This window comes from Streptomyces sp. NPDC090032 (assembly GCF_044748025.1).
Classification (GTDB): Bacteria; Actinomycetota; Actinomycetes; order Streptomycetales; family Streptomycetaceae; genus Streptomyces.
The window spans coordinates 219,180-233,506 of record NZ_JBIVFF010000009.1; the positions used below are offsets into that span (position 1 = coordinate 219,180).

The following is a 14,327-nucleotide window of genomic DNA, read 5'->3' on the forward strand; positions in this document are numbered from 1 at the left end:
TTCTCCACACTCCACTCTCCACGAGGACTCAGATGACCCGCGTGATCGCCGGCCGGGCCGGCGGACGTCGCCTGTCCGTCCCGCCGGGCAACGGCACCCGCCCCACGTCCGACCGGGCGCGCGAGGCTCTCTTCTCCACCTGGCAGTCGCTGCTCGGCGGCGGCCTCCTGGACGGCGAGCGCGTGCTCGACCTGTACGGCGGCTCGGGTGCCGTGGGCCTGGAGGCACTGTCGCGCGGCGCGGGGCACGCGCTCCTGGTGGAGGCCGACGCCCGTGCGGTGCGCACGATCCGCGAGAACGTGAAGTCCCTCGGCCTGCCCGGCGCCGAGGTCAGAGCGGGCAAAGCGGAACAGATCGTTCGGGGCCCGGCCCCCGCCACCCCGTACGACCTGGTCTTTCTCGACCCCCCGTATGCCGTCCCGGACGATGATCTTCGGGAGATTCTGCTCACACTCGCCTCTGGGGGCTGGCTCACGGACGAAGCGCTCGTCACCGTGGAGCGAAGCACCAGGGGCGGTGTTTTCCCGTGGCCGGAGGGATTTGAAGCACTGAGGTCCCGTCGCTACGGCGAGGGAACGTTTTGGTACGGTCGCGCCGCCCTGAAGAGCACCGTCACGTGCGAGGAAGCGCCGTGACCGGACCGGAGAGCGAGGGACTCACGTTGCGCCGCGCCGTCTGTCCGGGGTCGTTCGACCCCATCACCAATGGCCACCTCGACATCATCGGCCGAGCGTCCAAGCTGTACGACGTCGTGCACGTCGCGGTGATGATCAACCAGTCGAAGAAGGGTCTCTTCGAGATCGAGGAGCGGATCGAGCTGATCCGCGAGGTCACCGCCGAGTTCGGCAACGTCGAGGTCGAGTCCTTCCACGGACTGCTCGTCGACTTCTGCAAGCAGCGCGACATCCCGGCCATCGTGAAGGGCCTGCGCGCCGTCAGCGACTTCGACTACGAGCTGCAGATGGCCCAGATGAACAACGGCCTCACGGGCGTGGAGACCCTCTTCGTCCCCACCAACCCGACGTACAGCTTCCTGTCCTCGTCGCTGGTGAAGGAGGTCGCGGCCTGGGGTGGCGACGTCTCCCACCTGGTGCCGCCGGTGGTCTTCGAGGCGCTCACCCAGCGCCTCCCCAAGAAGTGACATCAGGGCGCCAGTTGGCCGTACAGTCGCCTTGTCCGTCTCCAACACCCCTGTAGAGAGTGGCGAGCACACGGTGGACGTGCAGAAGAAGCTCGACGAGATCGTCGCCGCGGTCGGCAATGCCCGGTCCATGCCCATGTCGGCCTCGTGCGTGGTCAATCGCGCCGACCTGCTCGCGATGCTCGAAGAGGTGCGCCAGGCGCTGCCCGGCTCCCTCGCGCAGGCCGAGGAGCTGATCGGCGGCCGCGAGCAGATGGTCGAGCAGGCCCGTCAGGAGGCCGAGCGGATCATCGAGACGGCGCACGCCGAGCGTGGTTCGCTGATCTCAGACACCGAGGTCGCGCGCCGCTCCCAGGACGAAGGGGAGCGGATCCTCACCGAGGCCCGCAAGGAGGCCGAAGAGATCCGCGCGGAGGCCGACGACTACGTCGACTCCAAGCTCGCCAACTTCGAGGTCGTCCTCACCAAGACCCTCGGCTCCGTGGGCCGCGGCCGCGAGAAACTCCTCGGCACCGGCCCCGGCGTCGACGCCCAGGGCTACGAGGACGAGGACGCCCCCGAGCGCAGCCACGACCCCGAGACCCTGCGCCGCGACGCCGACTCGTACGTGGACGTGAAGCTCGGCGCCTTCGAGGCGGTTCTCGCCAAGACCCTGGAGGCGGTCGGCCGCGGCCGGCACACGCTCCAGGGCAGGGTCGCCAGCGACGAGCTCGGCACCCTCGGCGAGGACGGCCTGCACACCAGCGACGCCGACTACCTCGCCGGACTCGCGGAGATCGGCAGCGCCCCCGCGGAGCCGGGCCGGGAGATCCCCCAGGCCCCGCAGATCCCGGCCCAGCAGCCGGTGTACGCCCAGCAGCAGGACCCGCAGCAGGATCTGTACGGCTACCAGCAGCAGCCCTACGGCCAGCAGGACCCGTACGCCGTGTACCAGCAGGACCCGTACGCGTACCAGCAACAGCAGGACCCGTACGCGTACCAGCAGCATCAGCAGCAGGGCTACGACCAGGCTCAGGCGGGCTACGCGCAGCCGCAGGCGGCGCACGAGCCGGCGGCGCTCGACGAGACCAGCCTCTTCGACACGGGCATGATCAGCACGGAGCAGCTGAGGCAGTACGAACAGGGGCGCTGACCGACGGATTGGGCCGTGAGCGAAAGGTCCAGTATCCTGGCTCTTCGGTCGCGCGTACGTCCGCGATCTCAGCTGCCCGGGAACGTTCGGGGCAGCGAAACCCCTTGAACAGCTTGAGAAACTTGAGCATCGAAGACCGAAAGCAGGACCAGCCCTGAGTACGCACCTCGACCACCGCAACCCTCTCGTGTTCGATACGCACGAGCTGGGACGGCGTCCTGGTGCCCAGCAGCGGCTGACCCGCACGGTCGACGCCCCCAAGGACTTCGGTATCGAAGGGGTCATCGGAGTGCCGGAAGGCGCGCCGGTGGAGCTCGAGGTCCGTCTCGAGTCGGTCATGGAAGGGGTGCTTGTCACAGGCACCGCCCGTGCATCGGCTCAGGGGGAGTGCGTAAGGTGTCTGGAGCCGCTCGGCCTCGAGGTCGACGCGGACTTCCAGGAGATGTTCTCGTACCCTGACGCCGACGATCGGGGCCGCACCGCGGAACCGGCCGACGACGCCGAGGAAGACGAGGACAGGCTCTTTCTTGAGGACGGCATGTTCGACCTCGAGTCTGTGCTGCGTGATGCGGTAGTGCTCGCACTGCCGATGCAGCCGGTGTGCCAGGACGACTGCCCGGGTCTGTGCTCCCAGTGCGGAGCTCGGCTCGCGGACGATCCGGACCACCACCACGACGCCGTCGACATCCGTTGGGCGGCACTGCAGGGACTCGCCGGGACCATCCAGGACGGCGAGAAGGACGAGATGAGCGGCGCCGAAGCTGGCGTCGACGAGAAGCAGGAGAAGTAGCCGTGGCTGTTCCGAAGCGGAAGATGTCGCGCAGCAACACGCGCCACCGCCGGTCGCAGTGGAAGGCTGCGGTCCCCACCCTGGTTGCGTGCGAGCGCTGCCACGAGCCCAAGCTGCAGCACATCGCGTGCTCCGCTTGCGGCACTTACAACAAGCGCCAGGTCCTCGAGGTCTGAGCGGCTGGTGAGAGGCGCAATGTCTGAGTCGAACAAGACGGACAATGCCTCGTCCCACACGCTTCTGGAAGGGCGGCTCGGGTACAAGCTCGAGTCCGCCCTTCTGGTGCGTGCACTGACCCACCGTTCGTACGCGTACGAGAACGGCGGTCTTCCGACGAACGAGCGGCTCGAGTTCCTCGGGGACTCCGTGCTCGGTCTCGTCGTCACGGACACGCTGTACACCACCCACCCCGACCTGCCCGAAGGCCAGCTGGCCAAGTTGCGGGCCGCGGTGGTCAATTCGCGTGCACTTGCGGAGGTCAGCCGTGGGCTCGACCTGGGTTCCTTCATCCGGCTCGGCCGGGGTGAAGAGGGCACGGGCGGCCGGGACAAGGCGTCCATCCTCGCCGACACGCTTGAAGCGGTGATCGGCGCTGTCTATCTCGACCAGGGTCTGGACGCGGCGGGCGAACTCGTCCACCGACTCTTCGATCCCCTGATCGAGAAGTCCTCGAATCTGGGTGCGGGCCTGGACTGGAAGACCAGTCTCCAGGAGCTCACCGCGACCGAGGGGCTCGGTGTTCCCGAGTACCTGGTCTCGGAGACCGGCCCCGACCACGAGAAGACCTTTACTGCTGCCGCCCGCGTCGGAGGCGTCTCGTACGGCACCGGCACCGGCCGCAGCAAGAAGGAAGCGGAGCAGCAGGCCGCTGAATCGGCATGGCGCGCGATCCGCGCGGCTGCCGACGAGCGCGCCGAGGCGGCGAAGACGGCTGACGCCGTCGAGGCCACCGCGGCAGCCGAGGGGAACGCCGACTCCTCCTCGGCGTCGGCCTGACGCCCCGCATCCGAACTGTCCGGTGCCGACCGTCCTGAGGGACGGTCGGCACCGTTCGTTTGCATCCGGGCTTCCAGAGCCCTCACAAAGCTTCCAGAGCCCTCACAAGGAGACACCGTGCCCGAGCTGCCCGAGGTCGAGGTCGTACGGCGCGGACTCGAGCGCTGGGTCGCCCACCGCACCGTCGCCGACGTCGAGGTCCTGCATCCGCGCGCCGTGCGCCGCCACATCGGGGGCGGCGAGGACTTCGCCCACCGTCTGAAGGACCAGCGCATCGGCGTACCCGAGCGGCGTGGGAAGTATCTGTGGCTGCCCCTGGAGCCGACGGGCGGCGCCGTCCTCGCGCACCTCGGGATGAGCGGACAGCTCCTGGTGCAGCCGGCCGAGGCGCCGGACGAGAAGCATCTGCGCATCCGCGTCCGCTTCGCCGACGACCTCGGTACGGAACTGCGCTTCATCGACCAGCGCACCTTCGGCGGCCTCTCGCTGCACGAGACGGGTCCCGACGGGCTGCCGGACGTCATCGCACACATCGCGCGCGACCCGCTGGACCCGAAGTTCGACGACGCCGCGTTCCACGAAGCGCTGCGCAGGCGCCGTACGACCATCAAGCGCGCCCTGCTCGACCAGTCGCTGATCAGTGGCGTCGGCAACATCTACGCGGACGAGGCGCTGTGGCGCTCGAAGCTCCACTACGAGCGGCCAACCACTGGCTTCACGCGCCCGCGCACCGCCGAACTCCTCGGCCATGTACGGGACGTGATGAACGCGGCCCTCGCCGTCGGCGGCACCAGCTTCGACAGCCTGTACGTGAATGTGAACGGCGAGTCCGGCTACTTCGACCGCTCGCTCGACGCCTACGGGCGCGAGGGTGAGCCGTGCCGGCGCTGCGGCACGATCATTCGCAGGCGCCCCTGGATGAACCGCTCCAGCTACTTCTGCCCGCGCTGTCAGCGCCCGCCGCGCCCTGCGGCAGCGTCGTAACGGGCGCGCGACCCGAGCACGTCGTCCATGCGCCCCTCGACGAACTGGATGAGAGCCAGGAGCCGGTCGGAGACCTCGCGTCCGAGCGGCGTCAGCTCGTAGTCCACGCGCGGCGGGTTGGTCGGCTGCGCCTCGCGGTGCACCAGGCCGTCCCGCTCCAGCGCGTGCAGGGTCTGAGACAGCATCTTCTCGCTCACGCCGTCCACCCGGCGCCGCAGCTCGTTGAAGCGGAAGCTGCCCTCGTGCAGCGCCCCGAGCGTGAGCGCACCCCAGCGGCCCGTCACGTGCTCGAGGGTGCCGCGGGACGGGCACTGTCGGGAGAACACGTCGTACGCGAGGTCGCTGCCGCTCGATTCCATGCGGCAAGCGTACTGCGGCACAGCGCCAACCCTCGGGACGCGCTAACCAGTGGTTAGCGTGGGAGCTGGCGCCGGCCGGTGCGGTCAGAAGCCGAAGTCCTGGGTCCACCACGGGCCGCCCGACCCGAAGTGCACGCCGACCCCCAGCGTCTTGTAGTCGCAGTTGAGGATGTTCGCGCGGTGGCCGGGGCTGTTCATCCAGGAGTCCATGACGGACTGGGCGTTGGCCTGGCCACGGGCTATGTTCTCGCCGCCCAGGTCCGTTATGCCGGCCTTCTTCGCGCGGTCCCAGGGCGTCGCGCCATCCGGGTCGGTGTGGTCGAAGAAGCCGCGCGCCGCCATGTCCTCGCTGAAGTTCCCGGCGAGGGCGGCGAGGCCGCCGTCGGCGGTCACGGGTCGGCAGCCGGCCTTGGCCCGCTCCGTGTTGACCAGCGCGAGTACCTGGGCCTCGGCCGACGCCTCGCCGGACGGGGCCTTCAGGCTCGGAGCCGTCGCCGGGGGCTTCGGCTTCGTGGTGGCGGTCGTCGGCGGAGTCGTGGGCGAGGTCTTCGCGCTGTCGGAACCGGAACTGTCGGACTTGCTTGGCGACGCCGTCTTCGAAGCCGTCTTCGACGGGGTCGACGCCGGCTTCGAAGAAGACTGCGAGGGAGAAGCGGAGGGAGAGTCCGAGCGCTTCGCGCCGCGGCTCGCGGCGGACGGGGCACGGTCGGCGCTGCTGTCTGTGCCGCCCTGCGTCTCGAGCCCCGAGGGGGAGTCGGCGGCGCGCACCTTGTCGGCGTCACCGCCGCCCAGCGAGTAGTTGTCCATGCCGGGGATCACCCCGGAGGCCACCGCGACGGCGCCCATCGCCACGGCGGCGGAGACGCCGAGGAGCCCCGTCCGCACCGGCCTGGCGGCGCGCTTCCTGCGGCGGTGCGAGGTGTGACCCTGGGTGCCGGCAGGCGTGTACGCGGTCTCGGGTGCGGCCGGGTGGGCGTTGTCGGAGTCCCGGCCCGGGTCGCCGTTCGCCGCGGCGTGCGGGCCGGTGATGTACGGGGCGGCGAACCCGTACGGGGCATACATCTCTTCGTACGCGCCCGTCTGCCCGATCTCGTACGGACCGTCGTGCCCGGCATACGAACCGGCCGCGCCGTCCGTGGCGCGGCCCGTGGCGGCGCGGCCGGCGTCGGCGCGTCGGTGGCGTCCCATCCTGTGGCCTTCCTCGTCCTCGCTGTGGGTAATGCGACTCACCCGTTCGAGTGAGCCGCATTGGTCCGGGACGGTACCCCACGGCGGAAGGGGGCGAAGTGCTCCGCGTGCAATTGGCCGGTTAGCGTGCCCCTATGAACGAAGACGTACGCATCACCGCCTGGGTGCGCGGACGCGTCCAACGTGTGGGTTTTCGCTGGTTCACGCGGGCGAAGGCCCTTGAGATCGGCGGCCTGAGTGGCTTTGCTCTCAATTTGGACGACGGTCGGGTCCAGGTCGTCGCGGAGGGGTCACGCGAGGGCTGTCAGGGTCTTCTCGACTGGCTCCGCGACGGCGACACACCCGGGAGGGTCGACGGAGTCACCGAGATCTGGGACGCCCCGCGCGGCGGATACGCCGACTTCGCCATTCGCTGAGAAGGACGCGCAGGCCAGGCCCGTGAGAGGTGTTCATGGCATGCCCCCGGCAACTGCGTGGGGCATGAATGACCTGGTGGTTGCCAATAAGGGCTTGTCGTGGCAGGCTCGCGAAGTAAGGATGATCTCCACGCCCTCAGGGGCCCGAAGTGAGGCCGCGCCGAAGATTTCACGGCGCAGTGCCCCCGGGCTTACCCGCCGATACGGGGCGTGATCGTGTTGACCGTCAAACTTTTTGGTGAGACTCTGGAAGCCCCGCGCACCTTAGCTGTTTGGCATGTATGAACGGCAGCAAGACAACGAGTGCCAGGCACCGCGGGTGCGATTCCCTCACGACCCACACCGCTTCGGTCGGTCACTCATTGTGGAGGACCATCCATCATGGCAAAGGCGCTTCTCGGTTACGTCGGCGGTTCCGACCCGCGACTCCTCGCCGAGATGCGACGGCTCCAGCAGCGCGTCCAGGACCTCGAGTCCGAACTCGTTCGGATCCAGTCCGAGAACGACGCGCTCGCGGCTGCCGCTTCTCACGAATCGCTCCTCGAGAGCATCGACGTACCCCAGGCGGAGCCTGCGCTCACCTGACCACATCCCGCACACGACACCAGTAGTCAGGCAGCCCTTTCATCAAGCCGCTTGATCAGATTGCTCAGATCTGCAAGGGACGCTTTTCGCGTCCCTTCTTTCTGACTTTCCGCTCCCCGTGAGCCGCGCCGTACCCGTCCGCGCTCCCTCGAATGCCTCGTCAATGCTCCGCGCGTCGACGTCCTTCTTTAACGTCTGATGTGCCCTGCACTTTCCTGGGCGAAACCGCGGGTTCATGGAGTGAGACACACGCGGCGGGTAGAGTCCGGCGGCGTGCACCTCAAGGCCCTGACCCTGCGCGGGTTCAAATCGTTCGCCTCGGCCACCACATTGCGGTTCGAGCCGGGCATCACCTGCGTCGTCGGCCCCAATGGCTCGGGCAAGTCCAATGTCGTGGACGCCCTCAGCTGGGTGATGGGTGAGCAGGGTGCCAAGTCCTTGCGTGGCGGCAAGATGGAAGACGTCATCTTCGCCGGCACGACCGGGCGCCCGCCGCTCGGCCGCGCCGAGGTCTCCCTCACCATCGACAATTCCGACGGCGCGCTGCCCATCGAGTACGCCGAGGTCACCATCACGCGGATCATGTTCCGCAACGGCGGCAGCGAGTACCAGATCAACGGTGATACCTGCCGGCTGCTCGACATCCAGGAGCTGCTGTCCGACTCCGGTATCGGGCGCGAGATGCACGTCATCGTCGGGCAGGGCCAGCTCGACTCCGTGCTCCACGCCGACCCGATGGGGCGCAGGGCCTTCATCGAAGAGGCCGCCGGTGTCCTCAAGCACCGCAAGCGCAAGGAGAAGGCGCTGCGGAAGCTGGACGCGATGCAGGCCAACCTCGCGCGCGTGCAGGACCTGACGGACGAACTGCGGCGGCAGTTGAAGCCGCTCGGCCGCCAGGCGGCCGTCGCGCGCCGCGCCGCCGTCATCCAGGCCGACCTCCGCGACGCGCGGCTGCGGCTCCTCGCCGACGACCTCGTACGGATGCGGGGTGCGCTGCGCGCCGAGATCGAGGACGAAGCGGCGCTCAAAGAACGCAAGGACGCGGCCGAGGCCGAGCTGAAGAAGGCACTCCAGCGCGAGGCGCTCCTGGAGGCCGAGGTACGGCAGCTCACGCCGCGCCTCCAGCGCGCCCAGCAGACCTGGTACGAGCTGTCGCAGCTGGCCGAGCGGGTGCGTGGCACCGTCTCGCTCGCCGACGCGCGGGTCAAGAGCGCGACGTCCGCCCCCGCGGAGGAGCGGCGCGGGCGCGACCCCGAGGACATGGAGCGCGAGGCCGCGCGGATCCGCGAGCAGGAGGCCGAGCTGGAGGCCGCCCTCGAAGCGGCCGAGCACGCCCTCGACGACACCGTGGCCCATCGGGCCGACCTGGAACGGGAGTTGGCGGCCGAGGAGCGCCGGCTCAAGGACGCCGCCCGGGCCATCGCCGACCGGCGTGAGGGGCTCGCGCGGCTGAACGGGCAGGTCAACGCCGCCCGTTCGCGAGCCGCCGCGGCGCAGTCGGAGATCGACCGGCTGGCCGCCGCGCGGGACGAGGCGCGGGAGCGGGCCGTCGCGGCGCAGGAGGAGTACGAGCAGCTCAAGGCCGAGGTGGACGGCCTCGACGCCGGGGACGCGGAGCTCGGGGACCGGCACGACGCCGCCCGGGCCGCCCTCGCCGACACGGAGTCCGCGCTGACGGCGGCCAGGGAGGCTCTGACGTCCGCGGAGCGCAGGCGGGCGGCGGTTTCGGCACGGCATGACGCCCTCGCCCTCGGGCTACGGCGCAAGGACGGCACCGGTGCGCTGCTCGACGCCCGCGAACGCCTGACCGGAGTCCTCGGCCCCGCGGCCGAACTGCTCTCCGTCACCCAGGGCTTCGAGGTCCCGGTCGCCGCGGCGTTCGGCGCCGCGGCCGACGCCATCGCCGTGACCACCCCCGCCTCCGCCGCGGAAGCGATCCGCCTCCTGCGCAAACAGGACGCGGGGCGCGCGGCGCTGCTGCTGGCGGGGGAGGACGCGCCCACGGCGGCTGGGCCGGATGGGGGGCCGGCCGATGTTGACGGTGGCGGAACCACGGCAGCGCACGGCGGCACGCCCGCCTCGGCCGATGGCGGTGCCGGTGGCGAGGTCGGTGGCTTCGGGCGTGCGTACCCCGGACGGCCTGCGCGGGACGGGGGCGGGCCGCCCCTCGCGTCCGATCTCGTGCGCGGGCCCAGTGAGTTGATGCCTGCCGTGCGGCGGCTGCTGCGGGGGATCGTGGTCGTGGGCACGCTGGAGGATGCCGAGGACCTTGTCTACGCACGGCCCGAGCTGACCGCCGTCACCGCTGAAGGGGACCTGCTCGGGGCGCACTTCGCGCAGGGCGGCTCCGCCGGTGCGCCCAGTCTTCTGGAGGTGCAGGCCTCCGTCGACGAGGCCGCGGGCGAGCTGGCCGAACTCGGGGTGCGGTGCGAGGAGCTGGCCGAGGCGCAGCACACCGCGGTCGCTCGGCGCGCAGAGGCCGCCGCGCTCGTCGAGGAGCTGGGGGAGCGGCGCCGCTCCGCCGACCGGGAGAAGTCGTCCGTGGCGCAGCAGCTCGGCCGGCTGTCCGGGCAGGCGAGGGGCGCGGCCGGGGAGGCCGAGCGCAGCGCCGCCGCGGCCGCCAAGGCGCAGGACGCGCTGGAGAAGGCCGTACAGGACGCCGAGGAACTGGCTGAACGGCTCGCCGTCGCCGAGGAGATGCCGGCCGACGAGGAACCCGACACATCGGTACGCGACCGGCTCGCCGCCGACGGGGCCAACGCCCGGCAGACCGAGATGGAGGCCCGGCTCCAGGCGCGTACGCATGAGGAGCGGGTGAAGGGCCTTGCCGGACGCGCCGATTCGCTGGACAGGGCGGCGCGTGCGGAGCGCGAGGCACGCGCGCGTGCGGAGCGGCAGCGCTCCCGGCTGCGCCACGAGGCGGCCGTGGCCGAGGCAGTGGCCTCCGGCGCCCGGCAGTTGCTCGCCCATGCGGAGGTCTCGGTCGGACTGGCCGAGCAGGAACGCTTGTCCGCCGAGAGCGCCAAGGGCGAGCGGGAGCGGGAGCTCGTCGCCGAGCGGGCCCGCGGCCGGGATCTGAAGGCGGAGCTCGACAAGCTGACGGACTCGGTGCACCGGGGCGAGGTGCTCGGCGCCGAGAAGCGGTTGCGGATCGAGCAGCTTGAGGCCAAGGCGCTGGAAGAACTCGGTGTCGAACCGGCGGGGCTCGTGGCGGAGTACGGGCCGCAGCAGCCCGTACCGCCCTCGCTCCCTGCCGAGGGCGAGGAGCTGCCCGACGACCCGGAGCACCCCCGTAACCAGCCGCGGCCGTTCGTCCGGGCGGAGCAGGAGAAGCGGCTCAAGTCAGCCGAACGGGCGTACCAGCAGCTTGGAAAGGTGAATCCGCTGGCCCTTGAGGAGTTCGCCGCGCTGGAGGAGCGCCACAAGTTCCTCAGCGAGCAGCTCGAGGACCTGAAGAAGACGAGGACTGATCTCCTTCAGGTGGTGAAGGAAGTCGACGAGCGCGTCGAGCAGGTCTTCACCGAGGCGTACCGGGACACGGCCCGCGAGTTCGAGGGTGTCTTCAGCCGGCTCTTCCCCGGTGGCGACGGACGGCTGATTCTGACCGATCCCGACAACATGCTCACCACGGGCGTCGATGTGGAGGCCCGCCCTCCGGGCAAGAAGGTCAAGCGGCTCTCGCTGCTCTCCGGCGGTGAGCGCTCCCTGACCGCCGTGGCGCTGCTCGTCTCGATCTTCAAGGCGCGCCCCAGCCCCTTCTACGTGATGGACGAGGTCGAGGCCGCGCTCGACGACACCAACCTCCAGCGCCTCATCCGCATCATGCAGGAGCTCCAGGAGGCTTCCCAGCTCATCGTGATCACGCACCAGAAGCGCACGATGGAGGTCGCCGACGCGCTCTACGGGGTGTCGATGCAGGGTGACGGGGTGTCGAAGGTCATCAGCCAGCGGCTGCGCTAGCCGCGCGGAACCGCCCGGAAAACGATCACGGGCCGGCTCGCGTAGCTCGCACCGGCGTGACATCAGCGGGAGCGTCTGTCGCAAGATCATCTACAGGGAAGCGTTCAAGACTTGAATGACTTCCGCTATCGAGGTGGTTGAAATTCACAGCTGCCCCCCTCTTGACTTCGAAACTTGAAGGCATAGTCTCTGCAACGTTGCTTTTACCTTCAGGTGGTGGGCGGCGTGAAGTTGTGCGCCACTGGAAGGGCTCTCACCCCCACCCCCGGCACCGTTGCCGGTGGCCCGAGGAGTAAACCGTGACCAGCACAGCGAAGCCGCCAAGCGCCCGAGAGGCTCACCCCGACCATCTCGGTCACGTCATCTTCATCACGGCGGCGGCCGCGATGGGCGGCTTTCTCTTCGGCTACGACAGTTCCGTGATCAACGGAGCCGTCGAGGCCATCCGTGACCGGTACGACATCGGCTCCGGAACGCTCGCCCAGGTCATCGCCATCGCCCTGATCGGCTGTGCGATCGGCGCGGCCACCGCCGGCCGGATCGCGGACCGCATCGGCCGTATCCGCTGCATGCAGATCGCGGCCGTCCTCTTCACGATCAGCGCCGTCGGCTCCGCACTGCCCTTCGCCCTCTGGGACCTGGCCTTCTGGCGGATCGTCGGCGGCTTCGGCATCGGCATGGCCTCCGTCATCGGCCCGGCCTACATCGCCGAGGTCTCGCCGCCCGCGTACCGCGGCCGCCTCGGCTCCTTCCAGCAGGCCGCGATCGTCGTCGGCATCGCCATCTCACAGCTCGTCAACTACGGCATCCTCCAGGCTGCCGGCGGCGACCAGCGCGGTCAGGTGCTGGGCCTCGAGGCCTGGCAGGTCATGCTCGGCGTGATGGTCATCCCGGCCGTTCTCTACGGCATGCTGTCCTTCGCGATCCCCGAGTCGCCGCGCTTCCTCATCTCGGTCGGCAAGGAAGCCAGGGCCAAGGAGATCCTCGCCGAGGTCGAGGGCACGAAGATCGACCTGGACGCCCGCGTCGCCGAGATCGAGCACGCGATGAAGAGCGAGCACAAGTCCACGTTCAAGGACCTGCTCTCCGGCAAGGGCAACGGCGGTCTCTACTTCAAGCCGATCGTCTGGATCGGTATCGGCCTCTCGGTGTTCCAGCAGTTCGTCGGCATCAACGTCGCGTTCTACTACTCCTCGACGCTGTGGCAGTCGGTCGGTGTGAACCCGACGGACTCGTTCTTCTACTCGTTCACCACGTCGATCATCAACATCATCGGCACCGTGATCGCGATGCTCCTGGTGGACCGCGTCGGCCGTAAGCCGCTGGCCCTGGTCGGTTCCGTAGGCATGGTCATCGGTCTCGCACTGGAGGCCTGGGCGTTCTCGTACCACCTGGTGGACGGCAAGCTGCCGGCCACGCAGGGCTGGGTCGCCCTGATCGCCGCCCACTTCTTCGTCCTGTTCTTCGCCCTGTCCTGGGGTGTCGTCGTCTGGGTCTTCCTCGGCGAGATGTTCCCGAACAAGATCCGCGCCGCGGCGCTCGGCGTGGCCGCGTCCGCGCAGTGGATCGCCAACTGGGCCATCACCGCGAGCTTCCCGTCGCTGGCCGACTGGAACCTCTCCGGGACGTACATCATTTACACAGTCTTCGCCGCGCTCTCGATCCCCTTCGTACTCAAGTTCGTGAAGGAGACCAAGGGCAAGGCGTTGGAGGAGATGGGTTAAGTCCCCGCTGCCATCTCCTCACCCTCGTCACTGCCCCGGCTCAGACCGCTTGGTCTTCGAGCCGGGGCAGTACGTTTTCACAGAACAGGTGCAGGCTGCGCCAGCCCTCGTCGACCGGCATCCCGCCCGACAGCGGGTGCAGCACATAGCTGTCGAGGGCCTGCTCCACGCACTCGTCGGGCGTCAGGATCCGGTAGACGCCCTCGGCGCGCAGCTCGTCCACCGTCGTGGCCCCCGACTTCACCGCCGACTTGATGTCGCCGGACTGCCAGGACGCGTACGTCCGCGCCTCGTGCAGGAAGTGCTCGCCGTGCTCGGCCCATACACGGTCGGGGTCCTCGGCGATGTGCAGCAGCGGGGTGACCGCCGCGGGCATCATGGTCCAGCCCTCGGTGCCGTGCTCGACCAGCTGTTCCTTGTAGTACGCCTCGAGCTCGGGCAGATGCGCGCTCGGGAAGAACGGCAGGCCGAGGCGGGCCGCGCGCCGCGCCGCCGCCCGCGAGGACCCGCCGACCAGGAGCAGCGGGTGGGGCTGGGTGAACGGGCGCGGTGTGACACGGACCGTGCGGCCGCGGAAGTCGAACTCCTCGCCCGTCCACGCCTTGAGCAGGGTGTCGAGGAGCTCGTCCTGGAGTTTGCCGCGCCGCTTCCACTCGACGTCGAACTGCCCGTACTCCTCGGGCCGGTAGCCGATTCCGGCCACGGTGACGAGCCGGCCGCCGCTGAGCAGATCGAGTACGGCGATGTCCTCCGCGAGGCGCAGCGGATCGTGCAGGGGGCCGATGATCGCGGAGACCGTGACGGCGATGCGCCGGGTCGCGCCGAAGACGGCGCCCGCGAAGGTGAAGGGCGACGGCAGCCAGTTGTTGGCGACGCCGTGGTGCTCCTCGGTCTGGACCGTGGAGATGCCGCGGTCGTCGGCGTACGCCGCCATCTCGACGGCCGCCCTGTAGCGGGCGCTCAGAGATTCCGGCGTCGCCGCGGGGTCTACCAGGTTGAAGCGCACGACCGAGACGGGCATGAGAAGTCCCCCTTCACCGGGCTGAGTAGGT

Annotated in this window: 13 protein-coding genes and 1 pseudogene; 11 read left to right on the forward strand and 3 right to left on the reverse strand. The window is 69.5% G+C overall.

What is annotated here, in order from left to right; genetic code table 11:
* Positions 1-20 precede the first annotated feature (20 nt).
* The 7 genes and pseudogenes from rsmD to mutM all read left to right on the forward strand — a co-directional run.
* Positions 21-635, forward strand: a pseudogene (gene rsmD / locus ACIPWY_RS23760) (16S rRNA (guanine(966)-N(2))-methyltransferase RsmD); the annotation flags it as partial.
* A gap of 26 nt (positions 636-661) precedes the next feature.
* Positions 662-1,141 carry a pantetheine-phosphate adenylyltransferase gene (gene coaD / locus ACIPWY_RS23765; protein ID WP_199841845.1) on the forward strand — a complete coding sequence of 160 codons (480 nt, stop codon included), beginning with the start codon at positions 662-664 and terminating at the stop codon, positions 1,139-1,141.
* Between the two features lie 73 nt (positions 1,142-1,214).
* Positions 1,215-2,273 carry an ATP synthase F0 subunit B gene (locus ACIPWY_RS23770; protein ID WP_362904911.1) on the forward strand — a complete coding sequence of 353 codons (1,059 nt, stop codon included), beginning with the start codon at positions 1,215-1,217 and terminating at the stop codon, positions 2,271-2,273.
* A 154-nt stretch (positions 2,274-2,427) separates the two neighbouring features.
* Positions 2,428-3,063: a YceD family protein gene (locus ACIPWY_RS23775; protein WP_362904913.1), complete on the forward strand. Its 636-nt coding sequence runs from the start codon at positions 2,428-2,430 to the stop codon at positions 3,061-3,063.
* 2 nt (positions 3,064-3,065) lie between these two features.
* Positions 3,066-3,239: a 50S ribosomal protein L32 gene (gene rpmF / locus ACIPWY_RS23780; protein WP_362904793.1), complete on the forward strand. Its 174-nt coding sequence runs from the start codon at positions 3,066-3,068 to the stop codon at positions 3,237-3,239.
* A 19-nt stretch (positions 3,240-3,258) separates the two neighbouring features.
* Entirely contained in the window at positions 3,259-4,059 is an 801-nt protein-coding gene (rnc, locus tag ACIPWY_RS23785; RefSeq protein ID WP_362904795.1) for a ribonuclease III, read from the forward strand.
* A gap of 117 nt (positions 4,060-4,176) precedes the next feature.
* Complete coding sequence (gene mutM / locus ACIPWY_RS23790) at positions 4,177-5,043, forward strand: bifunctional DNA-formamidopyrimidine glycosylase/DNA-(apurinic or apyrimidinic site) lyase (protein ID WP_362904797.1); 867 nt, start codon at positions 4,177-4,179, stop codon at positions 5,041-5,043.
* Here mutM and ACIPWY_RS23795 read toward each other — a convergent pair.
* Both ACIPWY_RS23795 and ACIPWY_RS23800 read right to left on the reverse strand, forming a co-directional pair.
* A complete protein-coding gene (locus ACIPWY_RS23795) occupies positions 5,010-5,402 on the reverse strand; it encodes a helix-turn-helix domain-containing protein (protein WP_362904799.1) in 393 nt (130 codons plus the stop codon). The genes mutM and ACIPWY_RS23795 overlap by 34 nt on opposite strands.
* 84 nt (positions 5,403-5,486) lie before the next feature.
* A complete protein-coding gene (locus ACIPWY_RS23800) occupies positions 5,487-6,590 on the reverse strand; it encodes a CAP domain-containing protein (RefSeq protein WP_401534833.1) in 1,104 nt (367 codons plus the stop codon).
* 134 nt (positions 6,591-6,724) lie between these two features.
* On the opposite strand from ACIPWY_RS23800, the gene ACIPWY_RS23805 reads away from it, so the two are divergent.
* The 4 genes from ACIPWY_RS23805 to ACIPWY_RS23820 all read left to right on the forward strand — a co-directional run bounded on the left by ACIPWY_RS23805 (position 6,725) and on the right by ACIPWY_RS23820 (position 13,275).
* Positions 6,725-7,006 carry an acylphosphatase gene (locus ACIPWY_RS23805; protein ID WP_362904803.1) on the forward strand — a complete coding sequence of 94 codons (282 nt, stop codon included), beginning with the start codon at positions 6,725-6,727 and terminating at the stop codon, positions 7,004-7,006.
* Between the two features lie 381 nt (positions 7,007-7,387).
* A complete protein-coding gene (locus ACIPWY_RS23810) occupies positions 7,388-7,591 on the forward strand; it encodes a hypothetical protein (protein ID WP_116509408.1) in 204 nt (67 codons plus the stop codon).
* 273 nt (positions 7,592-7,864) lie between these two features.
* On the forward strand, positions 7,865-11,551 hold the full coding sequence (locus tag ACIPWY_RS23815) for an AAA family ATPase (protein ID WP_393704264.1): 3,687 nt from the start codon (positions 7,865-7,867) through the stop codon (positions 11,549-11,551).
* 299 nt (positions 11,552-11,850) lie between these two features.
* A complete protein-coding gene (locus ACIPWY_RS23820) occupies positions 11,851-13,275 on the forward strand; it encodes a sugar porter family MFS transporter (RefSeq protein ID WP_362904808.1) in 1,425 nt (474 codons plus the stop codon).
* Between the two features lie 40 nt (positions 13,276-13,315).
* On the opposite strand, the gene ACIPWY_RS23825 is transcribed toward ACIPWY_RS23820, so the two are convergent.
* Positions 13,316-14,296, reverse strand: a complete 981-nt coding sequence (locus ACIPWY_RS23825; RefSeq protein WP_393704267.1) for an LLM class flavin-dependent oxidoreductase — start codon at positions 14,294-14,296, stop codon at positions 13,316-13,318.
* Positions 14,297-14,327: the final 31 nt, after the last annotated feature.

Coding starts and splice junctions, on each gene's coding strand:
- rnc (WP_362904795.1), top strand. CDS start 3,259: ATGTCTGAGTCGAACAAGACGGACAATGCCTCGTCCCACACGCTTCTG.
- ACIPWY_RS23795 (WP_362904799.1), bottom strand. CDS start 5,402: ATGGAATCGAGCGGCAGCGACCTCGCGTACGACGTGTTCTCCCGACAG.
- ACIPWY_RS23800 (WP_401534833.1), bottom strand. CDS start 6,590: ATGGGACGCCACCGACGCGCCGACGCCGGCCGCGCCGCCACGGGCCGC.
- ACIPWY_RS23805 (WP_362904803.1), top strand. CDS start 6,725: ATGAACGAAGACGTACGCATCACCGCCTGGGTGCGCGGACGCGTCCAA.
- ACIPWY_RS23810 (WP_116509408.1), top strand. CDS start 7,388: ATGGCAAAGGCGCTTCTCGGTTACGTCGGCGGTTCCGACCCGCGACTC.
- ACIPWY_RS23825 (WP_393704267.1), bottom strand. CDS start 14,296: ATGCCCGTCTCGGTCGTGCGCTTCAACCTGGTAGACCCCGCGGCGACG.